The 23,473-nt window shown below is 66.4% G+C and carries 21 protein-coding genes and 1 rRNA gene; 16 read left to right on the top strand and 6 right to left on the bottom strand.

Annotation, left to right across the window (positions count from 1 at the left end; translation table 11 throughout):
* Nucleotides 1-134: 134 nt before the first annotated feature.
* The 5 genes from moaC to IEX24_RS17110 all read left to right on the top strand — a co-directional run bounded on the left by moaC (nucleotide 135) and on the right by IEX24_RS17110 (nucleotide 6,292).
* On the top strand, nucleotides 135-563 hold the full coding sequence (moaC, locus tag IEX24_RS19705) for a cyclic pyranopterin monophosphate synthase MoaC (RefSeq protein ID WP_229715524.1): 429 nt from the start codon (nucleotides 135-137) through the stop codon (nucleotides 561-563).
* A complete protein-coding gene (locus tag IEX24_RS19700) occupies nucleotides 560-1,387 on the top strand; it encodes a MogA/MoaB family molybdenum cofactor biosynthesis protein (RefSeq protein ID WP_229715490.1) in 828 nt (275 codons plus the stop codon). Before moaC ends, IEX24_RS19700 begins: the two co-directional genes overlap by 4 nt.
* A complete protein-coding gene (locus IEX24_RS17120) occupies nucleotides 1,377-1,895 on the top strand; it encodes a molybdenum cofactor biosynthesis protein MoaE (protein WP_188680514.1) in 519 nt (172 codons plus the stop codon). The genes IEX24_RS19700 and IEX24_RS17120 overlap by 11 nt, the downstream gene beginning before the upstream one ends.
* 537 nt (nucleotides 1,896-2,432) lie before the next feature.
* On the top strand, nucleotides 2,433-3,239 hold the full coding sequence (locus IEX24_RS17115; protein WP_188680511.1) for an FAD binding domain-containing protein: 807 nt from the start codon (nucleotides 2,433-2,435) through the stop codon (nucleotides 3,237-3,239).
* Nucleotides 3,236-6,292, top strand: coding sequence for a molybdopterin-dependent oxidoreductase (locus IEX24_RS17110; protein ID WP_188680509.1), 3,057 nt, complete (start codon nucleotides 3,236-3,238; stop codon nucleotides 6,290-6,292). Before IEX24_RS17115 ends, IEX24_RS17110 begins: the two co-directional genes overlap by 4 nt.
* Nucleotides 6,293-6,388: 96 nt before the next feature.
* Here the strand turns inward: IEX24_RS17110 and IEX24_RS17105 are convergent, their stop codons facing one another.
* Nucleotides 6,389-7,603 carry an XdhC family protein gene (locus tag IEX24_RS17105; RefSeq protein ID WP_188680507.1) on the bottom strand — a complete coding sequence of 405 codons (1,215 nt, stop codon included), beginning with the start codon at nucleotides 7,601-7,603 and terminating at the stop codon, nucleotides 6,389-6,391.
* A gap of 49 nt (nucleotides 7,604-7,652) precedes the next feature.
* Here IEX24_RS17105 and IEX24_RS17100 point away from each other — a divergent pair, with 49 nt between their 5' ends.
* Nucleotides 7,653-9,011: an amidohydrolase family protein gene (locus IEX24_RS17100; RefSeq protein ID WP_188680505.1), complete on the top strand. Its 1,359-nt coding sequence runs from the start codon at nucleotides 7,653-7,655 to the stop codon at nucleotides 9,009-9,011.
* Nucleotides 9,012-9,207: 196 nt separating this feature from the next.
* Here the strand turns inward: IEX24_RS17100 and IEX24_RS17095 are convergent, their stop codons facing one another.
* The gene (locus IEX24_RS17095) at nucleotides 9,208-10,173 is read right to left on the bottom strand and encodes a PDR/VanB family oxidoreductase (protein WP_188680498.1); all 966 of its coding nucleotides are present in this window, start codon (nucleotides 10,171-10,173) and stop codon (nucleotides 9,208-9,210) included.
* Between the two features lie 7 nt (nucleotides 10,174-10,180).
* Nucleotides 10,181-10,912, bottom strand: a complete 732-nt coding sequence (locus tag IEX24_RS17090) for a helix-turn-helix domain-containing protein (protein ID WP_188680496.1) — start codon at nucleotides 10,910-10,912, stop codon at nucleotides 10,181-10,183.
* A gap of 239 nt (nucleotides 10,913-11,151) precedes the next feature.
* On the opposite strand from IEX24_RS17090, the gene IEX24_RS17085 reads away from it, so the two are divergent.
* The 8 genes from IEX24_RS17085 (at nucleotide 11,152) to IEX24_RS17050 (ending at nucleotide 19,115) form a co-directional block, all read left to right on the top strand.
* On the top strand, nucleotides 11,152-12,513 hold the full coding sequence (locus IEX24_RS17085) for an amidohydrolase family protein (protein ID WP_203586056.1): 1,362 nt from the start codon (nucleotides 11,152-11,154) through the stop codon (nucleotides 12,511-12,513).
* Nucleotides 12,514-12,520: 7 nt separating this feature from the next.
* Nucleotides 12,521-13,306 carry an ABC transporter ATP-binding protein gene (locus IEX24_RS17080; RefSeq protein WP_188680486.1) on the top strand — a complete coding sequence of 262 codons (786 nt, stop codon included), beginning with the start codon at nucleotides 12,521-12,523 and terminating at the stop codon, nucleotides 13,304-13,306.
* Nucleotides 13,303-14,190: an ABC transporter permease gene (locus IEX24_RS17075; protein WP_188680484.1), complete on the top strand. Its 888-nt coding sequence runs from the start codon at nucleotides 13,303-13,305 to the stop codon at nucleotides 14,188-14,190. The genes IEX24_RS17080 and IEX24_RS17075 overlap by 4 nt, the downstream gene beginning before the upstream one ends.
* 153 nt (nucleotides 14,191-14,343) lie before the next feature.
* Complete coding sequence (locus IEX24_RS17070) at nucleotides 14,344-15,522, top strand: substrate-binding domain-containing protein (RefSeq protein WP_188680482.1); 1,179 nt, start codon at nucleotides 14,344-14,346, stop codon at nucleotides 15,520-15,522.
* 13 nt (nucleotides 15,523-15,535) lie between these two features.
* Nucleotides 15,536-16,297 (top strand): SDR family NAD(P)-dependent oxidoreductase, encoded by a 762-nt coding sequence (locus IEX24_RS17065; RefSeq protein ID WP_203586055.1) that lies wholly within the window; start codon nucleotides 15,536-15,538, stop codon nucleotides 16,295-16,297.
* A gap of 49 nt (nucleotides 16,298-16,346) precedes the next feature.
* Nucleotides 16,347-17,150, top strand: coding sequence for a creatininase family protein (locus IEX24_RS17060; RefSeq protein WP_188680480.1), 804 nt, complete (start codon nucleotides 16,347-16,349; stop codon nucleotides 17,148-17,150).
* Nucleotides 17,151-17,205: 55 nt separating this feature from the next.
* Entirely contained in the window at nucleotides 17,206-18,540 is a 1,335-nt protein-coding gene (locus IEX24_RS17055) for an FAD-binding oxidoreductase (RefSeq protein ID WP_188680478.1), read from the top strand.
* Nucleotides 18,540-19,115 (top strand): pyridoxamine 5'-phosphate oxidase family protein, encoded by a 576-nt coding sequence (locus IEX24_RS17050; RefSeq protein ID WP_188680475.1) that lies wholly within the window; start codon nucleotides 18,540-18,542, stop codon nucleotides 19,113-19,115. Before IEX24_RS17055 ends, IEX24_RS17050 begins: the two co-directional genes overlap by 1 nt.
* A gap of 104 nt (nucleotides 19,116-19,219) precedes the next feature.
* Here IEX24_RS17050 and IEX24_RS17045 read toward each other — a convergent pair whose 3' ends face one another.
* Nucleotides 19,220-20,359, bottom strand: a complete 1,140-nt coding sequence (locus IEX24_RS17045; protein WP_464831053.1) for a methylenetetrahydrofolate reductase C-terminal domain-containing protein — start codon at nucleotides 20,357-20,359, stop codon at nucleotides 19,220-19,222.
* Nucleotides 20,360-20,471: 112 nt separating this feature from the next.
* Between IEX24_RS17045 and allB the strand changes: the two genes are divergently transcribed.
* Nucleotides 20,472-21,860, top strand: a complete 1,389-nt coding sequence (allB, locus tag IEX24_RS17040) for an allantoinase AllB (RefSeq protein WP_188680471.1) — start codon at nucleotides 20,472-20,474, stop codon at nucleotides 21,858-21,860.
* Nucleotides 21,851-22,756, top strand: coding sequence for a factor-independent urate hydroxylase (gene pucL, locus IEX24_RS17035; RefSeq protein ID WP_188680469.1), 906 nt, complete (start codon nucleotides 21,851-21,853; stop codon nucleotides 22,754-22,756). Before allB ends, pucL begins: the two co-directional genes overlap by 10 nt.
* Nucleotides 22,757-22,781: 25 nt before the next feature.
* On the opposite strand, the gene IEX24_RS17030 is transcribed toward pucL, so the two are convergent.
* Both IEX24_RS17030 and rrf read right to left on the bottom strand, forming a co-directional pair.
* Nucleotides 22,782-23,276: a hypothetical protein gene (locus IEX24_RS17030; RefSeq protein WP_188680467.1), complete on the bottom strand. Its 495-nt coding sequence runs from the start codon at nucleotides 23,274-23,276 to the stop codon at nucleotides 22,782-22,784.
* Between the two features lie 70 nt (nucleotides 23,277-23,346).
* Nucleotides 23,347-23,463 (bottom strand): 5S ribosomal RNA (gene rrf, locus IEX24_RS17025).
* Nucleotides 23,464-23,473 lie beyond the last annotated feature (10 nt).

Here is a 23,473-nt window from a genome sequence, read left to right as displayed (position 1 = left end):
ATTTCGCCACGGCAGCGACCCCCGACCCAGCCAAACCGATCACACCGACCACCCCCACGCCACACCACGCAGCGCACGCCGCGCCCCCGGCAGCCGCCCACCTCACCCACGAACGCCCCGATGGCGCCGTGCTCATGGTCGACGTCACCGACAAACCCATCACGAAACGAACCGCGCGCGCCACCGCCACCCTCATCACGCGCCCCGACGTGATCGCGTTGTTGGTCGCAGGCAACCTGCCCAAGGGCGAAGCGCTCGCCACTGCCCGCATCGCCGGAATCATGGGCGCAAAACAAACCTCGGCCCTGATTCCGCTCTGCCACCCCCTGCCGCTCTCCGGAGCCACCGTCGACTTCGACACCCGCGACGACCGCGTCATCATCGAAACGAGCGTCAAGACCACGGGCGTCACCGGTGTCGAGATGGAGGCTCTCACGGCTGCCTCGATCGCCGCCCTGACCCTCTACGACATGATCAAGGCCGTAGACAAGCACGCCCAGATCACCGACCTCCGCGTGCTCGCCAAAACCGGCGGCAAGAGTGGCGATTGGGTGCACGAGTGACCGAGCATCCAGACCCCACCACTGCGACCGGCACCGGCACCGCGTACCCCACCGCGACCGGCACCGGCACCGGCACCACTGCTACCGCCGGCATCACCGGCGCCGCCGGCACCGCGAAGCCCGCCGCGACCGGCACGGCGCAGCCCGTCGCAACCGGTACCGCGAAGCCCGCCGACACCGGCACCGCGCAGCCCGCCAGCACCGCGCAGCCCACCGGCACCGCGCAGCCCACCAGCACCGCGCAGCCCATCGGCACCAGCACCGCGCAGCCCGCCGCGACCGGCACCGCGCAGAACAGCCCCACCACCACTGGCACCGCCGGCGCCACCAGCGCGCCAGACGCCGCCGGCCCCACAGCCGCCATCCTCATCGTCTCGACCCGGGCCGCGGCGGGCGTCTACGCCGACCTGACCGGTCCGCGCATCGCCGAGTGGCTCACGGCCCGCGGATGCTCGGTCACGGCCCACCTCGTCGAGTCCGACGGCCCCGGGGTGACCACCGCGCTCAGCGCGTTGATCGCCGCCGGGCCCGATCTCGTCATCACGAGCGGCGGAACGGGCATCCACCCCGGCGACCGCACCCCCGACCAGACGAGTGCACTGCTCGATTTCGAGATTCCGGGCTTCGCCGAAGAGCTGCGTCGGCGTGGCTCACTCAAGGTCGCCAACGCTCTGCTTTCGCGCGGTGTCGCGGGCGTGGCCGGATCGACGATCGTGGTGAATCTGCCCGGTTCGTCTGGCGGCGTGAAAGACGGCCTCGGGCTGCTCGACGAGGTGCTCGACCACATGCTCGACCAGCTGAAGGGTGGAGACCATGCCCGCTGACGAACCTCTCGACGCCGCCGCGTCAGAAGACGCCGGTACTCTGCGGGGAATAGTCGGGCACTTCGACGCCGACGACGCCAGCGCCCCCGCCGAGATTGCGTTCGCGTACGTGAGCGACCAGCCCATCACGGTCGAGTGGTGCGTCGACAACGTCAGCTCAGACGAAGCCGGCGCCGTGGTGACGTTCAGCGGAGTGGTGCGCAACCACGACCACGGGCGCGGTGTTCTGCGCTTGAGTTATTCCGGGCATCCGACCGCCGACGAGGTCATGCGTCAGGTCGCCGACGACGTGGCAACTGCGCACCCCGGCACTCGAATCGCGGTGGCGCATCGGGTCGGCGAGCTGGGCGTGGGCGACATCGCGCTGGCCGCCGCCGTGGCATCCGCTCACCGCGCTCAGGCCTTCGCCGCGTGCGCCGAGCTCGTCGATGCCGTGAAGTCGCGCGTTCCGATCTGGAAAGAGCAGTGGTTCACCGACGGCACCACCGAATGGGTCGGCGCGGGCTGATCGCGGCGCCCCGCCGTTCGGCGAGCGGCCGAGCGCCCGAGCGGCCGAGCGTCCGAGCGTCCGAGTGGCCGCCGCAGAATCGCGGCCACACCCTCGGGTGAGCCCATTACGTCGTTTCGAGGCCATTGCACCGGCCTCAAAACGACGTAGCAGGCTCACTAGGCCCTTCGAAGCCACGTCCTTGGGCGTGGTTTGACCCCTCCCGCGCCGCGCACCCGGCCGATACCGTACCGGCGCGCGCGGGGGCGCGGGCGCGGACGCCGAGGCCGTTGCCGACGCCGACCCCGACGCGGTGAGTCACTTACGCCCTAACTGAGGTCGGCGTAGCGGCCTCCATACTGTCGCAGCGACCTCAGCCGCTGGCACACCGTCGAGCGACCTCAGCCGCTGGCACATCGTCGCGACCTCAGCCGCCAGCACACCGTCGAGCGACCTCAGCCCGCTCGCACACCGCCGCGGCGAACCTCACGCTGAACACCCAGGGCCCCGCTCGCGCCGCGTTACACGATCGACACGTTCATGGTGTTCACTGGCACCGTGGATCTGAACACCGTCGCCAGCGTCACGCTCGCTCACAACCGCAGCGATCTCGCAGCCCTCAGCCCCACGGTGGCACCCTTCGCCGGCGGCTCCGCGCTCTACGGCGAACCGCAGCATCACCTCACCGGCCTCGTCGACCTGATGACCTTCGGCTGGCCCTCGCTCACCGTCACCGACGACGGCCTCGAGATCGCGGCGACCTGCACTCTCGTCGAGCTCTCCAAGCTCCAGAACCAGCCCGGCTGGCAGGCCCACCACGCCTTCTACGAGTGCTGCACCTACCTTCTCGGCTCGTTCAAGGTCTGGAACGTCGCCACCGTCGGCGGCAACATCTGCGCCTCGCTTCCCGCCGGCCCCATGACCTCACTCACCTCCGCGCTCGAGGGAGTCGCACTCATCTGGCGCGCCGACGGCTCCGACGAACGGATGCCCGTGGCCGACTTCGTCACGGGCAACAAGTCGAACGCGCTTCACCCCGGCGATGTACTGCGATCGATCACCATTCCTCAGGGCTCCCTCGAGTCGCGGGTAGCAACGCGCAAGATTGCCCTCTCTCCCCTCGGCCGCTCGGGGCTGGTGCTGCTCGGCCGGCTCGCGCCCGACGGCGCCTTTGTACTGACCGTCACCGCAGGAACCGTGCGGCCCGTGCAGCTGCGCTACCCCGAACTACCCACCGACGAAGCCCTGCACGACGACGTGCTCGCCATCGACGAGTGGTTCACCGACCCGCACGGCGCCGCCGACTGGCGCCGCACGGTGAGCACCGTTCTCGCCGCCGAAATTCGAAACGAGCTCGCATCATGACCTTCACCGTCAACGGCTCCCCCCTCGAGGCAACCCCGCGAGCCGGCCAAGTGCTGCGTACCTTCCTACGCGACCACGAGCACTTCGAGGTCAAAAAGGGTTGCGACACCGGCGACTGCGGCGCCTGCTCGGTTCTCGTCGACGAAACCCCCGTGCACTCCTGCGTCTTCCCCGCCTACCGCGCCGAGGGCCGCGAGGTCACCACGGTCGCCGGCCTCGGCACCCCCGAGAACCTCAGCCCCGTGCAGCAGCACTTCGTCGACGCCGCCGGCTTTCAGTGCGGCTTCTGCACCGCCGGCATGGTGGTCACTGCTTCCACTCTTGTCGGGCACGACGTGGATGATCTGCCGCGCATGCTCAAAGGAAACCTCTGCCGCTGCACGGGCTACCGTTCCGTGCGAGACGCCCTCGCAGGCACGACGAACGTGGTGGCGACGAGCCTGCCCGATGACGTAAGTTCCGACGCCAACCCTGACAACGGCCCAGACTCCAGATCTGACACCGGCCAGCGCGGCAGCACCGAGAACGCCCCGGGCACCGATCGACGCGGCGGGGGCGCCCCGGGCCACTCCCACACTCACGCCCACGGCGGCACCGCCGTACTCGAGCGCCCGTTGCCCACCAGCACGGGCATCCGCTCGGTCGGCCGCTCGCAGAAGGCCCCCGCCGGCGCCCGCATCGTGAGCGGGCGCGAACCGTACACGCTCGACATCGCCGTGCCGGGTCTGCTGCACCTCGTCGTGCTGCGGAGCCCTCACGCACACGCCCGCATCGTCTCCATCGACACCGCGGCCGCCGAAGCTCTCCCCGGCGTCGCTGCCGTGTTCACGCACACAGACGTGCCGAAAACTCTCTTCTCAACCGCCCGCCACGAGAATCGCACCGACGACCCCGACGACACTCTGATTCTCGATGACGTCGTGCGCTTCACCGGGCAGCGCGTCGCCTTCGTCGTCGCCGAATCGATGGCGATCGCCGAAGAAGCCTGCCGCCTGCTCGACGTGCAGTACGACGTTCTGCCGGCCAACTTCGACCCGGCCAAGGCGCAAGCGCCGGGCATCCTGCCGCTTCACGCCGACAAAAACGCCACCACTTCGAGAATCGCGAACCCGGCCACCAACCTCGTCGCCGAAATGCGCGGAGAGTACGGCAGCATCGCCGACGGCCTGGCAGCTGCAGACGTCACGGTCACCGGAACCTGGCAGACGCAACGCATCTCGGCCAACGCACTCGAAACGCACGGCACCATCGGCTGGATCGACGACGACGGCCGCCTCATTCTCCGCACGAGCTCGCAGGTGCCGTTTCTGGTGCGCAAGGAACTCTCGCGCGTGCTCGACCTCGACCCCGAACGCATCCGGGTGTACTCGGCACGCGTCGGCGGCGGTTTCGGCGGCAAACAAGAGATTCAGACCGAAGACGTGGTCGCGCTGGCGGTTCTCAAGACGGGTCGCCCGGTGCAGTACGAAATGACCCGCACCGACGAACTCACCGTGGTGCCGTGCCGCCACCCCATGACCACCACCGTCACCCTCGGCGCCACCTCCGACGGCCGCCTCACCGCCCTCGACCTCACCGTGCTCTCTGACACCGGCGCCTACGGAAACCACGGCCCCGGCACGATGTTCCACGCCTGCGGTGAGTCGATCAGCATCTACAACTCGCCCAACAAGCGGGTCAACGCCGAGTGCGTCTACACGAACAACATGCCCTCGGGCGCGTTTCGCGGCTACGGGCTCGGCCAGGTGATCTTCGCCGTCGAATCGGCGATGGATGATCTGGCCCTGCGCCTCGGCATCGACCCCTTCGAGCTGCGGCGCATCAACGCGGTTCGCGCCGACGACCCCCTCGTCGTGACCCACGTCGAAGGGTCAGACCTCTCGTTCGCCGGCAGCTACGGCCTCGATCAGTGCTTCGATCTGGCGCAAAGCGCGCTGGTTCGCGGTAACGGAGTTCTGGCTCCCACCGGGCCCGAATGGAAGGTCGGCGAGGGCGTCGCCGCCGCCATGATCGCCACCATTCCCCCGCGCGGCCACTTCGCCGACGCCTCCGTCACCCTCGGCCTCGACGGCAGCTACACCCTGAACGTGGGCACCGCCGAATTCGGCAACGGAACTACAACCGTGCACTCGCAGATCGCCGCCGAAGCGCTCGGCACATCGCCCGAGCTGTTGCGCATCCACCAGTCAGACACTGACGTCGTGCCTTACGACACTGGCGCTTTCGGCTCGGCCGGAACCGTCGTCGCCGGCCGCGCGGTCTACGCCGCCGCCACGGCACTGGCGCTGAAGCTCGCCGAAGCAGCTGCTGCTCTCACCGGCGTCGCCGCAGGCGAGTGGATGCTCGAGCCCACCGGCCTTCGCGCCGGAACCCTCTTCGTTGCCCTCACCGAGGTGGCAGCGGCAGGAGCATCCGTCGCCCCCGCCCACGCCGCCCTCGCCAACACCGAGCTCGCCGCCGACCCCGAACTCACCGACGTCACCGTCATCGAAACGGTCGAGGGCGCCGCTTTCGCCCGGCCCGTGGCTGACGGCATCACGGCCGAAGGCACGCACGCCGGCGACCACCGCTCGATCGCCTTCAACGTTCAGGCGTTCCGGGTGGCGGTGAACACCGACACCGGTGAAGTGCGCATTCTGCAATCGATTCAGGCCGCCGACGCCGGCTTCGTGATGAATCCCGAACAGTGCCGCGGGCAGATCGAGGGCGGAGTTGCTCAAGGCATCGGAACCTCGATGTACGAAGAGATCATCGTCTCTGACACCGGCGAAGTCACCACCTCCGTGCTGCGCAGCTACCATCTGCCGCAGATGGCCGACGTGCCACCCACGGAGATCTTCTTCACCGACACCGCCGACGACCTCGGCCCCTATGGCGCCAAGTCGATGAGCGAGTCACCCTTCAACCCGGTGGCCGCGGCGCTCGCTAACGCCATTAGACGGGCAATCGGAGTGCGCCCATACGAATTGCCGCTCTCGCGCGACCGTATCTGGCGCCTCCTCCAGCCCGCCGAAACGACGCATGTACCAGCCCGAATCGAGCCGGCCGACTAGTCAGATCTACCCGGCAGTCAAATCCTCGAGCCGGCGAGCCCCCGCGCCAGCGCGCCAGCGCGCCAGCGCCAGTGCACGCGTGCGCCAACACCGAGACTATATGCCCCTGTCGGCATGTACCGGGGAGTGCTCGCGCAACGGGCGGTGAATCGGCCCGCTCGTGTTCGTCAGCAGTGCCGCCGAAGCAGCATTTCGCACGGCAAGCACCTCAGCCAGAATCGAGACCGCGGTTTCTTCAGGAGTGCTCGCCCCGATGTCGAGACCGATCGGCGAGTGCAGCCGCGAAAGTGCCTCGGGGGCGACAGTCTGCCGCAGAGCTGCGAGCCGCCGAGCGTGCGTTCGACGGGAACCCATCGCTCCGACGTACGCCACGGGCAGGTTCAAGGCGACCTCGAGCAACGGAACGTCGAACTTGTCGTCGTGCGTGAGCACACACACCACGGTGCGCGCGTCGACCTCGGTGCGTGCGAGATAGGTGGATGGCCACTCCACCACCACCTCGTCGGCTGCGGGAAACCGCTGAGCTGTAGCAAACACCGGCCGAGCGTCGCAGATCGTCACCCGGTAGCCCAGCAGGGCAGCCGCGCTGGCGAGCGCGCCCGAAAAATCGACCGCGCCGAAAATGATCATGCGCGGCGCCGCGGCCGACACCACGAACAGCGCCTGCACGGGCCCATCTTCGCAGTCGACCTCGGTGAGCGCTCCTTTTCCGGCAGCAACACGCCCTGCCAACTCCCCTTGAATTCGCCGAACGCTCTCCGTGCCAAGCGTGATCTCCTCGCCCAGCTCGTCTCTGTGACTCGATTCGGCGAGTTCGAAGGCCGTACGCTCGCCATCCGCAGGCCCACCACGCGTGAAAACGCCACCGACAGAGTCGGCACCCGCGGCGAGTATCGAGCCGAATGCCCGCGCACCCACCACCAGCACCACGCCCGCCGGCTGCCCGGCAGCCGCCGCTACGAACTCGGCCCGAAGTACGCAGTCGTGCCACCGCTCGCCGGGTACGATGCGCTGTACCACCACGTCGATTCGACCGCCGCAGGCGAGCCCCACGGCGAATGCATCGTCGTCTGAGTAGCCGAACTCGTGCCGTACGGCGACACCGGTGTGCAGAACCTCGAGGCACGCCTCGTACACCGCGCCTTCGACGCAGCCGCCCGAAATGCTGCCGATCACCGCGCCCTCGTCGTCGAGGGCCATCGCGGTTCCGAGCGTTCGGGGAGCACTGCCGTTGATGCGCGTCACGGTTGCAACGGCAACGCTGTGGCCGGAGTCAAGACGCTGCAATAGCTCAGCCGCTAGTTCGAGCATCCACTCCTCCTGACACGAGCTTGACACATTTGCGTGTTAGAACTCTCTCATGCTGACCATCCGCAACGCCGTCGCCACGTTCATCGACGAAACCACAGAATCGTCGGGTGACCTGTTTCTCGACCAGGGAGTCGTTGTCGAGCCGAGCAGGCCGAACCACGGCGGCTCTTCCACCGGCGCAGCGCGAGATGAGCCAGCCGTGCTCGATGCAAGCGGCTGCGTGGTCACCCCCGGCCTCGTGAACGCACACCACCACCTCCTGCAGAGCGCCTTTCGCACCCTGCCCGGCACGCGCGGAGTCGCCATGGCGACGTGGCTGCCGACCATGGCCGCGGCATATGCCGCCGTGGGCATAGATCCAGAGCTGGCCTACGCATCTGCCAGGGTCGGCGTCGCTGAGGGCCTGCTCTCAGGGGTCACGACCGTGGCCGACCACCATCTGAACTGGCCGGCCGGTGCGTCGACAGCCGAAACCGTGGCCATCGCGACCGCCACCGCGACTGCTGCAATAGAACTCGGCGCGCGACTCGTTTTCGTGCGCGGATCTGCGCGTGACGATGCCGAGGCAGCCGCGGCGTCGGCGGAGAGCATCATGAACGCTCTGGTGCCGAACGCACTGCAGGGCATCCGCTCAGACGGCATGCTGCAGGTCGCTATAGGCCCGGCCGGCGTGCACAGCGACAGCCGCAAGACCTTCGCGCTTTTCGGTGAGCTCGCGGCGAAGTATGGTCTGCGGCGACGCACTCAGGCCAACGAGCAGGTCGACGTGGCGATTGCACTCGACAAATACGGCCGTCGCCCCATCGACCTGCTCGACGAGTGGGGCTGGCTCGCCCCCGACGTGACACTCGCGCACCTCTGTGCGGTCACCGACGACGAGATTTCGCGCCTCGCGGCTGCCGGCGTGACGGGCACACACGCGCCTGCGTGCGACTTGCCGATGGGCTGGGGCATCGCTCCCGTCGCAGCGCTTACTGCTGCAGGTATATCGATGGGCCTCGGCACCAGCGGCGGCGGCAGCAACGACGCCGGCCACCTGCTCGCCGACGCTCGCCTCGCCATGCAGATCGCACCGTTGGTCGGGCCGCCGATCGCCGCTCGCCACATTCTCGGCATGGCCACAAAGGGGTCGGCTCTCGGCCTCGGTCGCCCCGAACTCGGCTCGCTCGCGCTCGGCGACGCGGCCGACGTCTGCGTCTGGGACGTCTCAGGCGTGGCCGATGCCGCCGTGGCAGACCCCGTGGCGGGCCTGCTCTGGGCGAACCCCGGTCGCCGCCCCAAGCACGTCATCGTGGCGGGCCGCATCGTGGTGCGCGACTACCACCTCGTCACCACCGGCGGCGACCCCCTCGACGACCGCGCCCTAGCAACCGACCTAGAATCCCTCCTATCCGCCCGCCGCCGCTAACGTCCCGCGCACAACGGGATCAGCTGAACGCGGCGACCGCGCTCGTCGCGTTCGACGAGACCCGGCGCAACTACCCCCGCGCACAAACCTCTGCCAGCAGTGCGCCGTCCCCACCGGCTACTCCACCCGCCGCAAGCGGCGCGCGGAGCCTCCAGCCGGCGTGGGCCCAGAGGCGGCGGCGCACCAATAAACACCGCTACAGCTCTAACACCAAGCGCGGGCACGCCGCCCGCGAGACGCAGATCATCATCACCTCGTTGTCGGCCTGCTCCTCGGGGGTCAGCACCGAGTCGCGGTGGTCGACGTCGCCCGAAACGACGGGCGTCTCGCAGGTGCCGCAGGTTCCCTCGCGGCACGACGAGAGCACGAGCACACCGGCCTCTTCGACCACCTCGAGAATGCTTCGCTCGGGCGGAACGGTCAGTGTCATTCCGCTCAGCTCGAGTTCGACCTCGAACGAGTCAGCGAACACAGGCTCACCTGCCGCCTTGGCCTCGAACCGCTCGAGTCGCAACGCCCCCACGCCGGAAGGGAGTTCATCGGCGAGCGCCAGTGCGGCATCAAGCAGCCGGGCCGGCCCACAACAGTAGACCAGCGTGCCCTCGGCGACCGACCCGAACAAACCGTCGAGCGCCAGCCGCTCACCGGCCTCGCTCGAATACACCGTCACCCGGTCGCCGTGAGCCGCCTTCAGCTCGGCCGCGAAGGCCATCGACCCAGCCGATCTGCCCGCGTAGGCGAGCGACCACTGAGCCCCGGCCGCATCGGCGGCAGCGATCATCGGCAGCAACGGAGTGATGCCGATTCCCCCCGCCACAAACAGATAACTCTCAGCCGCATCGAACGCGAAGTGGTTCAGTGGCCCGCGCGCAATCAGCTCAGACCCCACCGCCACGCGGGAGTGCACGAACTCCGAACCACCGCGCCCACCCGGCTCACGCAACACCGCGACCTGCCACATCGAGCGATCTCCGGGGTCAGAGCACAGCGAATACTGCCGCTCGAGCCCCGGCTCGAGCACCAGATCGAGGTGTGCCCCGGGCATCCACTCGGGCAACTCCTCGCCGCCCGGCCGCACGAGCGTCAACACCACGATGTCGCTCGCGACAGCTGTCACCTCTCTGACGACCACGTCGAACTCGGGCAGCGGATGCACGCTCACAACTCACTCATTTCTTCGGTGCTTCGGCGCTCGCCTCGAAAGACGGTATCGGCGCAAAACTCGCCTCGGTCGCGGCCCTGCTCCACAGGGTGACATGGGGCGGCTCACCGTTCTCGCCCGCGAAGAAACGCTGCTTCACGATCAGCATGCGGTAGGGCGACCCGTCGAAAGAACGCCACCGATGAGGCGTGCCGCCGATGAAATACAACGAGTCACCAGCAGCGAGAGAGTGCAACCCGCCCACCTCGAGATCAACCACGATGTCACCTTCGATGACCGTCACGAATTCGTCTTCGGCGTGCCGGTAGAAGTCGCCGAATGACCCGTTCGCCCCACGAAATTCCATCGGCTGAAACTTCGCCCGAGCATCCACCAGCAGGCGGCCCTCGCCCTCGGCGTACGGCCCTCGAGTGCCCTCGGCGGCGAGCACCTTGGTGGCAACACGTGCCTCGGTCGACGTTGCCGCGTGCGCTAGCCCCTCAGCTGCGCCGGACTGGCCGCCCCCGGCACCTTCGGCGAGCAGATCGAGCTGGCTTGTCTCGAGCGCCCGGGCGATGCGTTCGAGCGACGACATGCTCGGCCTGGCGTGCCCACGTTCGAGCTGCGAGAGAAACGGGTGCGAGAGGTTCGCCAACCGCGCTAATTCGACGAGCGTCAATGACTTCGAGAGCCTCATGGCTCGTATCGCGGCGCCCAGCTGGCGCGTCTGCGGGTCGAGCGCCTCGGTTGTTGCTGACATCTCGGCCTCCTTTCAACGCTCGCTCGGCCAGTGCCTCACGACAGACAGTAATCGCACTTGCCACCGATTCTGCAATCCAGGTCGCTGAGGGTTAACACAGTGAAATGTTCGCGTTACACGCCCGAAACGCACCGAACGTAGATTTTCACATGTTGAACACATCAACATTTCAGCACGATCTCCCAGCGTCGAGACGATTCCCCACCGATCACTATTCACCAATCTCAGGAGGCGAGCACGTGAGCCGTTTGCCCGTCGCCCTCCATCACCTGACGAATGCCACCCTGCCCGACGGTTCGACCTGCGACGTCACCATCGAGAACGGCATCGTCACGGCCGTCTCCCCCAGCACTGCGGCCTCTGCCACCACTGCCGTCTCCCCCACCACTGCCGCCTCTGCCACGACCGTCACCACGGGCATCCCGGGCGCCCTCACCACCTCGGCCACCCACGCCACCCCAGCACCGGCACTCACCGACGGTACCCTCGATCTCACCGGCTTCGTACTGCTCACCGCTCCAGCCGAACCGCACGCCCACCTCGACAAAGCCCTCTCGTGGGATGCGATCAACCCGCCCATGGGCGACCTCGTCTCGGCCATCGTCGCTTGGCGCGAATACGCCCAGGCCATGACCACCGAGAGCATCGCCGAACGCGCCCACGCAGCGGCGCTCCTGATGCTGCGGCAGGGCACCACCGCCATCCGCAGCCATGTCGATGTGCTTCTGGGCGACGAACCGCTTCGTGGCGTGAAGGCTCTCGTCGAGGTTCGGGATGCCCTGCGGGGCCTCATCGACATCGAACTCGTCGCTCTGGCGAACTCCGACTCTCCCGACGCCGATATCGAGGCGGCCATCGACCTCGGCGTCGATCTCGTGGGCGGAGCCCCGCACCTCGCGCCCGACCCCAGCGCCGACCTGCAGCGCCTGTTGCGTATCGCCGAGCGTAAAGGCGTGGGCGTCGACATTCACACCGACGAAGGCCTCGGCGGCCCGCTGACTCTCGGCGAGCTCTCGCTCTCGGTGCGCGATTGGCCTGCCGACCGCAACCGCAGCGCCGGTCACTGCGTGCGGCTCGGCACGCTCGAGGCAGCCGAGCTCAGCGAGGTTCTCATCGAGGTGAAGCGCTCAGACGTGGGCATCATCAGCCTTCCCATCACCAACCTGTACCTGCAGGGGTGGGAGCATCCGGTGGCCACTCCTCGCGGGTTGACCGCGATCCGAGCGCTGCTCGATGCGAACATCCGCTTCGCTGCCGGAGCAGACAACGTCAGAGACCCGTTCAACCCCGTTGGCCGAAGTGACGCCCTCGAAACCGCATCGTTGCTCGTGACCGCAGGGCACCTGACGCTCGATGAGGCCTACACCGCCGTGAGCGATGGCGCCCGCGAAGTGCTGGCGCTGCCCGAGGCCGGCGTGAAGGTCGGAGCCGCTGCCGAGCTGCTCGCCGTTCGGGGCTCGTCGCTCTCAGATGTCATCGCGAACGCTTCGGCAGACCGCTACGTGATTCACGCCGGCAACCTCGTTGCCCAGAGCTCGGTGTCGTATGACGTCGCCGAGCCCTCCCTTCTGCACCACCCGTCTCTCGTCGAAACGAGGTAACGCTGTTATGACTGTCACAGCACCGGCACCATCGGCCACCCAGGCACCGGCAAACGAGGTGCTACTCGATTTCTCGAACGTCGAGATGACCTTTCCCGACGGCACGATCGCGCTGCAGGGCGTCGATCTGGTCGTGAAACGCGGCGAATTCGTCACCGTCGTCGGCCCGTCGGGCTGCGGCAAGAGCACACTGCTGCGCATCGCGTCGGGGCTCGAAACCGCATCGCAGGGCTCGGCCGAGCTCGGCACTGACCGCATCGGTTACGTCTTTCAAGACGCGACCCTGCTGCCGTGGCGAAACGTCACCGCGAACGTCGAGCTGCTGGCCGAACTGCACGGCGAGAGCAAGAAAGACCGCTCGGTCAAGGCGAAAGAGGCCATTGACCTGGTGGGTTTGAACGGTTTCGAGAAGCACCTGCCGAAGGCGCTGTCGGGCGGTATGAAGATGCGCGCCTCGCTCGCCCGCTCACTCACCCTCGACCCCGAGTTGTTCTTGTTCGACGAGCCGTTCGGTGCTCTCGACGAAATCACCCGCGAGCGCCTGAACGACGAACTGATCAAACTGTTCAACGCGAAGAACTTCGCAGGGCTGTTCATCACGCACTCGGTGTCAGAAGCCGTGTACATGTCGACCAAGGTCGTCGTCATGTCGGGCCGGCCGGGGAAGATCGTCGAGACCTTCGACGTACCGTTCGCCCAGCCGCGCGATCCCGACATTCGCTTCACCCCTGAGTACGCCGCTCTCGTCGGCGAAGTCTCGCACGCCCTTCGGAAGGGACACGGCCACTCATGACCACTATCTCGAACGAAACGACCGTGACCGACGACACAGGCAACGTCGAGGCGCACCCCACGCCCGAGCTGCCCGCAACGCTCACCGTATCGAAGCCGCGCGCGAAGAAGAGTAACCTCGGCCGCTGGCTGCCGCCGCTGCTGGTCTTTCTCGTCATCGTGGGCGTCTGGTATCTCATCAGCCTCTTTGTGCTCGACCCGCACCTGCGGTTCTTGCTGCCGCTGCCCCAAGACATCATCATCAAGGGGTTCATCGACCCGCTGTCGTTCAACGCTTTGATCGTGGCGCTGTACCAAACCGTCATCGTTTCGATGCTCGGGCTGGCCATCGCCATCGTGCTGGGTGTGGTGTGGGCGATCGCCATGTCGCAGGCGAAATGGATCGAACGCTCACTGTTTCCTTACGCGGTGATTCTGCAGTGCATCCCGATTCTGGCTCTCGTGCCACTGATCGGCTTCTGGTTCGGCTATGAATTTCAGTCGCGGGTACTGGTCTGTGTGATGATCGCGCTGTTCCCGATGGTCAACAACACTCTGTTCGGCTTGCAGTCGGTCGACAAGGGCCATAAAGAACTCTTCGCACTGCAAGGTGCGAGCCGCTCGACCACCCTGCTGAAGCTGTCGCTTCCTGCGGCTCTGCCGGCCATCTTCGCAGGTATGCGCATCTCGGCGGGTCTCGCCGTGGTCGGCGCCATCGTCGGCGACCAGTTCTTTCGCCGCGGCACGCCGGGCCTCGGCATTCTGATCTCGAACTACAGCTCTCGTCTGCAAGGCGAACAGCTCTTCGCCACGATCATCACGGCAGCCCTCTTCGGCGTGGTCGTGTTCTGGCTCTTCGGCCTGCTCGGTCGACGCGCCGTCGGTAAGTGGTACGACTTCACCTAGGCCGCCGCCTCGCCACCGCCCGCTGGCACAGCCCAGCCCAGCCCAGCCAGCCCCATGGATGTTCCACAGCACCACCCGAAACAGCACCACAAGCACCACCCGCATCACCTCCACCAACAGCTCCGCACCTGCACCCATCCCGAAGGAGAAGTAATGCACAAACGCACAAAAAGGGTCGCTTTCGCCAGCGGCCTCGCCGTCATCAGCATGTTGGCCCTCGCTGCCTGTAGCTCCGGCTCAACCACCAGCACCCCAGCCGCGTCAGCAGCAGCCGGCGGTGTCGACCTCGCCGCCGCAGGCTGCCCGGCCACCGTCGTCATCCAAACCGACTGGAACCCCGAAGCCGAGCACGGCCACCTATACCAGCTGCTCGGCCCGAACCCAGTCATCGACGCCAATAAGAAGTCGGTTTCCGGCCCGCTGTACGCAAACGGCGCCCCCACCGGCGTCAACGTCGAGATCCGCTCGGGCGGCCCTGCCATCGGTTTTCAGACGGTAACCAGCCAGATGTACGCCGACAACAGCATCACCCTCGGCTACGTCACCACCGACGAAGCCGTTCAGCTCTCGGCCGACCAGCCCACGACGGCCGTCTTCGCGCCGCTCGACAAGACGCCCCTCATGATCATGTGGGACCCGGCGACCTACCCGAACGTCAAGACCATCGCCGACCTCGGCAAGCAGCTGCAGCCGGGCAAAGTCATCCGCTACTTCGGCGGCTCGGCCTACATGGATTACCTGACCAGCTCGGGCATCCTCAGCAAGAGCCAGGTCGACGGCAGCTATGACGGCACCCCCGCCAGCTTCGTCGCCGACCAGGGCGCCTCGGGCCAGCAGGGCTTCGCAAGCGCCGAGCCGTACCAGTACCAGTACGAGGTGCCGGCTTGGGGCAAGGCCGTGAACTACCAGACGCTGAACGACGCCGGCTACCCGGTCTACGCCTCGGCCGTCTCGGTTCGTTCGGGCGACCTGACCAGCCTCTCTGGCTGCCTCACCAAGCTGGTTCCCGTGCTGCAGCAGGCCGAGGTCGACTATTTCGCCAACCCCGAGCCCGTCAACTCGCTGATTTTGAACCTGGTCACCCAGTTCAACACCGGCTGGGTCTACTCGCAGGGCATGGCCGACTACTCAGACAAGACCATGGCCGACCAGGGGCTTGCCGGCAACGGTGACAACTCCACCATCGGAGACATGGACACGGCTCGCGTTCAGAAGATCATCGACATCGACACCCCGCTTTACGCGGCGAATGGTAAGGCGGTGAAGGCCGGGCTGACACCGGCAGACATAGCCACCAACCAGTTCATCGACACGTCAATCGGCATGAAGTAGTAGACGCACGATCATGACCACGACTCTGCCGGTGACGACGAAACGCCTCACGTCTAGGCGCATCATCGTCACCGGCGGAGCCCGTGGCATCGGCGCTTCGATCGCAGCACGAGCTGCGACAGAGGGCGCGGATGTCGCGATTCTCGACCTGCTCGAAGAGCCAGGGCGAGCCACCGCCGAAGCCATCGGCGGCCGGTTCTACCGGGTGAACCTCACAGACGAAGTCGAAACCCGCGAGGTGCTCGGGCAGGCCATTGCAGACCTCGGCGGTGTCGATGTGCTCATCAACAATGCGGGCATCCTGCGATTCTCGCCCCTGCTCGACATCTCGGTGACGGAGTGGGATGAGATGTTCACCATCAACACGCGTTCGATGCTGGTCACTACCCAGGTGGCGGCGAAGTGGATGATCGCGGCCAAGCAACCCGGCAAGATCATCAACATGGCGAGCATGGGCGGTAAAACCGGCGGAGCGGGTCAGGCTCACTACGCCGCATCGAAAGCCGCCGTCATCGCACTCACCCGGGTCACCGCGCTTGAACTCGGCTGCGAAGCCATCACGGCGAACTGCATCTGCCCGGGCTATGTTCTCACTGAGATGGGAGCAGATACTCGCACCGCAGAAGACATCGCCGAGTGGAGCAGTTATTCACCACTCGGCCGGCTCGCCCAGCCCGACGACGTGGCCGGCGTAGCCGCGTTTCTCTCCTCGGCCGACGCCGACTACCTCACCGGGCAGGCGTTCAACGTCACCGGCGGAATGATCATGCACTGACTCTCGGCACCCGACTGACGACCTGCACCACCAACGAAAGACGCACACCATGCCCCGCAATCTCGTCGAACTCTCGAGCACCGCCGCCGTAGAGGCCCTGCGCACCGACTCGATCGTCGTGCTGCCCACCGGCGCCATCGAGCACCACGGCCCGCACCTCCCGTTATCGACCGACTTCTTGGTCGCCGAGGCGTCGGCGAAGGCAGCCGTCGAATTGGCGGCCGAAAACGGCGTCAACGCCTGGCTGCTGCCCGGCCTCGCATACACGAAGTCAGACGAACACCACTGGGCCCCCGGCACGGTCTGGCTGAGCTGGGAAACGCTCATGCAGACCATTGTCGAGATCGGCGAGTCGATCGCACAGACGCCGTGCACGAAGCTCGTGTTCTACAACGGCCACGGCGGCAACGTCGCGCTGCTACAGGTCGCCTGCCGAGAACTGCGGCGCCGCTTCGGCCTGCAGACCTTCTTGATCGGCGGAATGATGCCCGCCAACGGAGGGGCGAAGTCGGGCGAGAACGAGTTCGGTCTGGGCATTCACGGCGGTCATGTCGAAACCAGCGTGGTGCTGCATTTGCGCCCCGAGCTCGTCGACATGAGCCTCGCGGTGCGCAGCGTGCCCGAGCATCTGCTCGACTATAACCTGGTGGGGTTCGGCAAGCCGGTCAGCTTCGGCTGGGTCAGTAACGACTTCGCGCCCGGCGGAGTCGTCGGCGACCCGACGACCGCGACCGCCGAGTACGGCAAAGAGCACTTCGAGGCGAATGTGGCGCAGGCAGCGGCCGCCTTCGCCGAAATCGCCGTCTTCACGCCCGCCCCCGCGCCCAAACGCATCGGATTCAGCGCGAGCTGACTTCGCTCACGCACTCTCATCACTCCAGCGTCACCACAGATAAAAGGAACAGAGCATGACCGACCAGACGCCCGACATCGACGGCCTGCAGCACGAACTCCGCGAGTTACTCGGCGACAAAGCTGTCACTACCGAGCTGCGTGCCCGCGAGAAAGCCTCGCTCGACGGCGCCTACCTCTCGCCCATTCTCGCCGAGCAGTTTCCGCTCGGGCTGGCCGATCTCGTCGCCTTCCCCACTACCGCCGAACAGATCGCGGCCACGGTTGGCGCAGCCGTTCGTCATCACGTGCCCATCACCCCGCGGGGTAAGGGTACGGGCAACTACGGCCAGGGCATCCCGATGCAGGGCGGCCTGGTGCTCGACATGTCGAAGGCGCGCGGCGTGATCGAGGTGGGCGACGGCTTCATCACCGTCGAGGCCGGTACCCCCATGGTCATGATCGAACAGGCGGCGAACGCAGCCAGCCAGCAGATTCTGATGTACCCGTCAACCGCGCAATCCACCATCGGCGGCTTTCTCTCCGGCGGATCAGGCGGCACCGGCTCCATCAAGCACGGCTCGAATCACACCGGGTTCGCCCTTGCGCTCGACGTCGTGCACGCGGTTCCGGATGCCCGGCTCATCCACGTCGAAGGCGACGCCGCTGCGCCCTACGTACACACCTACGGCACCCTCGGCATCATCGCCAGAGCCACCCTCGCCCTCGAACCGCTGCAGAATTGGCGCGGCCTCTACGCCAGCTTCGACACCTTCGAGGCCGCACTGAGCGTCATCCGCGAGATCGGTGAGCTCGAGCCCACCCCAAGACTCGTCTCTGCCGACCTGCCCGTGCTCGCCAATGCCCTGCCCGACGACCCCGCCATTCCGAAAGATCGCGCCAGCCTGCGGGCCATCATCGACGCCGAGGCCGTCGAGGCAGCCAGCGCGCTCATCTTCGCCGCCGGCGGGCGCATTGAGGATGTTCGGGAGGGCCCCGCGGCATCGATGAAGATCAGCATGCTGTCGTACAACCACCCCATCGAGTGGTTGCAGAAGAGCGACCCGGGCAAGTACTTTCACGTCGAGGTCGCCGGCGACGCCCTGGTGGAGCGCATCGACGAGGTGCACGCGGTCTACAACGGCGGAATGCTGCACATCGAGGCCCAGCACGGCCGCCCCATCGGCATGCTCGCGGGCATCTACGAGAATCGCGACCAGGTGTACGCCGGGTTCGATGCCCTCGCCGCGCTCGGAGTCGGCTCGCACAACCCGCACCACTGGGAAGTCGACCACGAGGTGGAGCGCACCCGCCGCCTCGCCGTCGACACCGACCCCGAGGGCCTGCTGAACCCGGGCAAGCTGCCCTCTGCGGGCGCCGTTCCCGTGGCAGGCGCCGGCAAGGTCACCTGATGCGCGGGGCACCATTTCTCGACGAACTCCGCCAGTGGCTGCCTTCGAACGACGAACTCGTTCGACCGCTCATCGCGCTCGCCACGCTCACACCAGAGGGCTACCCCGACACACGGCACGTACTGCTGAGCGAATTCACCGACGAGGGCTTCTTCTTTCACACGGATGCCCGTTCACGCAAAATCGAAGAGCTCACCTCTTCGCCCCGAGCTTCGTTCAGCATCGCGTGGCCGCAGCTTGGCCGCCAACTCTCTGTGGTCGCCGATGTCGAAGCGGCATCAGCGGTCGAGGCCGCGGCCGTGTACCAGCGCCGTTCGTACTATCTGCAGGTTCTGGCATGGCTGAACGATGACGCCTACACCGCTCTCGCTCTGCCCGAGCGGCAGCGCATCTGGGCCGAGTTCGAGGCCGAGCATCCCTTCGGCACGCTGACGCCCCCGCCCACCTGGGCCGGTGCCCTCCTGCGCCCGCGCCGCGTCACTTTCTGGCACGGCCGCCCCGACGCAGCGAGCCAGCGCACCGAATACACCCTGACCCCCGACGGATCGTGGCTCACCACGGTACTCCCCGGCTGAGGCAGCGTTCGCCCATGTCTCACTCGCTCCCGTCGCCACACAGCCGCTACCTGGCGCACCCGATGCTCACGCGCCATACCGCCCGCTCCGCTCGCCCTGCTGATCTACGTCGTGGTGAGCGCTCGGCGCGCGACACCTCTCGCCACCCGCGCGAGCGCTTCGGCGAAATGCGCCTCGCGCCCGTCTTCGGGCCCACCCGACAGGTTCACGCCCACCACGCCGTCGAGCGCGAGCAGCTCGTCGCTGAGTTCGATCGCGGCAGCGACGCCCTCGGCGTACACATCGCGGGCGCCCAGTATGCGTTCGAGGTACCCCTCCGGCAGCACCAGCGTCGTGAACGTCGCGAGCAGTTCGGCGCTTCCCCTGTCGACCACCAGCGGAACGCACGCGATAAAACCCAGCTCGCCCAGCCCCTCGGCGCTTTCGAGCTCGCGTACCTCGGCGATGAAGCGCTCCACGGGCCGAGCGCCGCCCGAGTGATTCACGAACGCGACGCTCGCCCCGGCCTTCTGCTTCTCGACGAGCCGGGCTGCTCGACGCGCGGTCGGCGGCGTGGCGGGCGCCTCCCCCACCGAAACGAGGTGACCTGCGGCAGCTGCGAGAGCCGCGACTCGGGTGGAGTCGAGGTCGAACACCGGCCGAGCATCCGGTCTCGAACCCGTCAGGGTGTGATCGCCCGTGACACAGTGCACCCCCGCCACGCCCACCGCAGCCAGGCCCGCGAGCTCGCCTTCGATGGCCACCCGATTGCGGTCGCGGCAGTTGATGCCGATGAACGCGGCCAATCCGGCACCTTCGATCAGCTGCGCTCGGTAGGTGGGCGAGAACTGAACCCGGTGCGCGCCAGAGTCGCCCGAAAGCCCGGCATCGACCGACCCCGCCATAATGCCCGCGCATTCTTCGGCCGAAGCCACGTCGAGCGCCCGCGCCGGAAAGTCGCCGACAACAATCTGTCGCGCAGCCATCGTCGTACGCAACGCGCTCAGCTCAACCACCACCTCGTCGCCTCCCGCACGGGCGACGGTATCGACATGCGGAGCCCCGGCGCTTCCACCCAGGTCACCGCGCCAGTGCACCGTCGCGGCATCCACGAACACACAGCGGTGCTCCGACACCTCGCACGATCCGTCGAACTCCACGCCGCCGCACGGGCCGAACTCCATCAGCTTGGGGCACGAGAACTCAACGTCGATCAGGGCTTTCATCGCGAGTCTCTCCTTGCCGGCGCCGAGCGTATGCCTCACAGTAACGCCGCCAGATGTCGACGACGTTTCACAAACCACCCGTCTGCCGCCAGCGAAAAAGTTAGGCTGACACTGCTTCACAGCACCGCAGACCACACGCACGGAGGAACGATTGTCTGAACCCTACGACGTGGTCGTTCGCGCAACCAGGGCCTGTGTCGACGGCGCCTTCCGCCCGGCGGCCCTCGCCGTTTCTGGCGGCACCATCGTCGCCATCGGTGAAGTGGATGCTCGCTTCGAGGCTCTGCGCGACGAGACGTTACCGGATTCCCAGGTTCTGATCCCGGGAATCGTCGACTCGCACGTTCACGTCAACGAGCCCGGCCGCACCGACTGGGAGGGTTTCGCCAGCGCCACCAAAGCGGCCGCGGCGGGCGGCGTCACCACCATCATCGACATGCCGCTGAACAGCATTCCGCCCACCACCACCCCCGAGGCGCTCGACCTCAAGCGTGCGGCCGCGGCCCGTCAGGCCACCGTCGACGTGGGTTTCTGGGGCGGAGCAATTCCCTCGAGCCTCGGGCATCTCGAGCCCCTGCACGACGCAGGCGTCTTCGGCTTCAAAGCCTTTCTCTCCCCCTCTGGAGTCGACGAGTTCCCTCACCTCAGCACCGAGCAACTGCACCAAGCCCTGGCCGAGATCGCCACCTTCGACGGATTGCTCATCGTGCACGCCGAAGACCCCGGGGTTCTCGCCGCACACGAGAACGCCGGCGGGGTAGGTTACGAAGACTTCGTGGCCAGTCGCCCCGAGGCGGCCGAGAAGACCGCTATCGACCACATCATCGAGGGCCTCCGCGCGACCGGCGCTCGCGCGCACATTCTGCACCTGTCTTCGGCTGGAGCGCTGCCGGCCATCCGCGCCGCCAAAGCCGAAGGCCTGCGTCTCACCGTCGAGACCTGCCCGCACTACCTCAGCTTCGCGGCCGAAGGCATTCCCGATGGCGCCACCCAGTACAAGTGCTGCCCACCCATTCGAGACGAAGCCAACCGCGAGCTGCTGTGGCAGGCCCTCGTGGCGGGCGACATCGACCTCATTGCCTCTGACCACTCCCCCAGCACCCGCGAGCTGAAGCTCGGCCACGGCGGCGACTTCGGTCTCGCCTGGGGCGGAATCTCAGGCCTTCAGGTCAGCCTGCCCGCCGTCTGGTCGGCGGCTCAGGCCTGTGGTATCGGTCTCGAGTCGGTTCTCGAGTGGATGTCCGTGGCAACGTCACGCCTCGCCAACCTCACGGCAAAGGGCTCCCTCACGGTCGGCTCAGACGCAGACTTCGTAGCTTTCGCCCCCGAAGAAACGTTCACCGTGATAGCTGAACACCTGCAGCACAAAAACAAACTCACCGCGTTCGAAGGCTCACATTTGCACGGAGTCGTGCACACCACCTGGCTACGCGGCACACCCATCTTCTCGATCGATCAGCCAGTCGATGCCGAGCTGACCGGCACACTTCTCACCCGCATAGCACAACCCTCACTGACAGGAGAAACCTCGTGGCAATAGTTCTAGGCGCCAACCGGTACGGAAAAGCCGAAAATCGCGTCGTACGCATCTACCGCGACACGGAACGCCACGAGATTCGAGACATCAACGTGTCGAGCGCTCTGCGCGGCGACTTCGCTGATGCTTACCTGACAGGTGATCAGTCGAAAATCTTGCCGACCGACACCCAGAAGCAGACGGCCTATTCGTTCTCCAAAGAGAAGGGGCTGACGTCGATAGAGACGTACGCACTCGACCTGGGCGCGCACTTCGTCGACAGCGTCGAGTACGTGAAGAGCGCACGCATCGAGGTCGAAGAATTCGAGTGGCAGCGAGTGCTCGTCAACGGCGAAGAGCACGACCACACCTGGGTTCGTAAGGGCCAAGAGACGCGAACCGCCGCGATTACGGTCACGGGTAGCGGTGACGACCGCACGAACATCGTCGTCGGCGGCTTCAAAGACCTGATCATCTTGAAGTCGACCGGGTCTGAGTTCACCGGCTTCTACGAAGACGAATACACCCTCCTCGAGCCCACGACCGACCGCGTCATGGCCACATCGCTCGTGGCCCAGTGGCGGTTCACGACGACCAACGTCGACTGGGAGCCCACCTATCTCGGCATCAAGAAGATCATCATCGAGACCTTCGCCACGCTGCACTCTCTTGCGCTGCAACAGACGCTCTACGAAATGGGCAAGGCGGTGCTCGAGGCGTACGACTTCATCGCCGAAATTCGTTTCTCAGCACCGAATAAGCACCACTTCGTGTACAACTTGCAGCCCTTCGGTGTCGAGAACAACAACGAGGTCTTCAACGCGGATGATCGGCCCTACGGCCTCATCGAAGCCACCGTCATTCGTGATGAGCTGTCCGCGGCACCCGAGGCATGGGAATCGTACACCGGCCTCGTCTGACGCCACGGTCACCGCGGTAGCGAAGCTAGTACTGCGGCGGCCAGTCGAACGGAGCACTCGCAACAGCCGGAGTGCCGAGCGGACTGAACACGAGATCGATATCGAGTTTGTTCGTCAAGACGATGTCTGCCGGGTCACCTGTCACGGGCTCCTGGTTCACGAACACCGTCAGAGTCTCGGTCGGCGAAACAGTGAACGCGCCCACATGAGTGGTGTCGAGTGGCTCGTGCCACGAGTCTTGGAAGAATTCGCCGAGCGTGAATGTGCGCGTCACGGGCGATTCGACGTGCACGATTCCCGTCGTATCGTGCGTGTGCAGCGGCATCGCCACGTTGGTCACAGGGTCGATACCCGTATTGGCTGGCACCACCAGCTGTACGCCATCCACGGAGATGCTCAGGTGCACGTGGATGTGTTCGGGTACCGGAGCGACACGATACGCGAGCAGAAGTACTGCAGCAGAGACGATCACGAGCCCGCTGATCACTGCCCAGAATGGGGCCTTTATCGGTGCGCTCATTGGCACACCATACACGGCGTTAAAGCGAAGAAGCCCAGCTCCCGAAGGGGCTGGGCTTCTTCTAAATTGAGTCCGGCGGTGTCCTACTCTCCCACAGGGTCTCCCTTGCAGTACCATCGGCGCTGAGAGTCTTAGCTTCCGGGTTCGGAATGTTGCCGGGCGTTTCCCTCTCGCTATGGCCGCCGAAACACTGTCGA

Source organism: Subtercola lobariae (assembly GCF_014640255.1).
Taxonomy (GTDB): domain Bacteria; phylum Actinomycetota; class Actinomycetes; order Actinomycetales; family Microbacteriaceae; genus Subtercola; species Subtercola lobariae.
The sequence above is the reverse complement of the archived record's forward strand: the minus strand, read 5'-3'. Positions and strand labels throughout refer to the sequence as shown.

What these genes read in the sequence shown, in the direction of transcription:
- IEX24_RS17100 (WP_188680505.1), top strand. Translation starts at nt 7,653, where the DNA reads ATGCTGACCATCCGCAACGCCGTCGCCACGTTCATCGACGAAACCACA.
- IEX24_RS17090 (WP_188680496.1), bottom strand. Translation starts at nt 10,912, where the DNA reads ATGTCAGCAACAACCGAGGCGCTCGACCCGCAGACGCGCCAGCTGGGC.
- IEX24_RS17070 (WP_188680482.1), top strand. Translation starts at nt 14,344, where the DNA reads ATGCACAAACGCACAAAAAGGGTCGCTTTCGCCAGCGGCCTCGCCGTC.
- IEX24_RS17060 (WP_188680480.1), top strand. Translation starts at nt 16,347, where the DNA reads ATGCCCCGCAATCTCGTCGAACTCTCGAGCACCGCCGCCGTAGAGGCC.
- moaC (WP_229715524.1), top strand. Translation starts at nt 135, where the DNA reads ATGGTCGACGTCACCGACAAACCCATCACGAAACGAACCGCGCGCGCC.
- IEX24_RS17120 (WP_188680514.1), top strand. Translation starts at nt 1,377, where the DNA reads ATGCCCGCTGACGAACCTCTCGACGCCGCCGCGTCAGAAGACGCCGGT.
- IEX24_RS17080 (WP_188680486.1), top strand. Translation starts at nt 12,521, where the DNA reads ATGACTGTCACAGCACCGGCACCATCGGCCACCCAGGCACCGGCAAAC.
- IEX24_RS17050 (WP_188680475.1), top strand. Translation starts at nt 18,540, where the DNA reads ATGCGCGGGGCACCATTTCTCGACGAACTCCGCCAGTGGCTGCCTTCG.
- IEX24_RS17110 (WP_188680509.1), top strand. Translation starts at nt 3,236, where the DNA reads ATGACCTTCACCGTCAACGGCTCCCCCCTCGAGGCAACCCCGCGAGCC.
- IEX24_RS17065 (WP_203586055.1), top strand. Translation starts at nt 15,536, where the DNA reads ATGACCACGACTCTGCCGGTGACGACGAAACGCCTCACGTCTAGGCGC.
- IEX24_RS17030 (WP_188680467.1), bottom strand. Translation starts at nt 23,276, where the DNA reads ATGAGCGCACCGATAAAGGCCCCATTCTGGGCAGTGATCAGCGGGCTC.
- IEX24_RS17055 (WP_188680478.1), top strand. Translation starts at nt 17,206, where the DNA reads ATGACCGACCAGACGCCCGACATCGACGGCCTGCAGCACGAACTCCGC.
- IEX24_RS17105 (WP_188680507.1), bottom strand. Translation starts at nt 7,603, where the DNA reads ATGCTCGAACTAGCGGCTGAGCTATTGCAGCGTCTTGACTCCGGCCAC.
- IEX24_RS17075 (WP_188680484.1), top strand. Translation starts at nt 13,303, where the DNA reads ATGACCACTATCTCGAACGAAACGACCGTGACCGACGACACAGGCAAC.